This is a genomic window from Alkalihalophilus lindianensis (genome assembly GCF_032843265.1).
GTDB lineage: Bacteria > Bacillota > Bacilli > Bacillales > Bacillaceae_D > Alkalihalophilus > Alkalihalophilus lindianensis.
Genome location: NZ_JAWJBA010000496.1, coordinates 1 through 263, shown reverse-complemented (window position 1 = coordinate 263; position 263 = coordinate 1). Strand labels below are relative to the sequence as shown.

1 protein-coding gene is annotated in these 263 nt (G+C 36.1%); it reads right to left on the bottom strand.

The annotated features are described in order from the left end of the window. Nucleotides 1–263, bottom strand: a 263-nt coding sequence (locus tag RYX56_RS23170) for an NADH-quinone oxidoreductase subunit H (protein WP_317124232.1), incomplete at both ends; no start/stop codon positions are given.

The following is a 263-nucleotide window of genomic DNA, read 5'->3' as shown; positions in this document are numbered from 1 at the left end:
TCACCGTTAAAATTAATTAGTGGTTTCCAAAATCCGACAGGTAGCATTGCTGCAGCCGTGATCAATGAAATAAAATTTATTAACGGTGAAAAGCGGCTTATGAATGAAGATGTGGTTGCATTAATAGTCTCTTTTTTAAAAAGTCTTTGTAATTCGTAGTATGGCTGAAGAATTGGCGCACCGATGCGTCCGGTTAACTTTGCTTTTTGTTTGTTTACAAGCCCTATAAACAAAGGAGCAAATCCAAGAATTATTAAAACGGA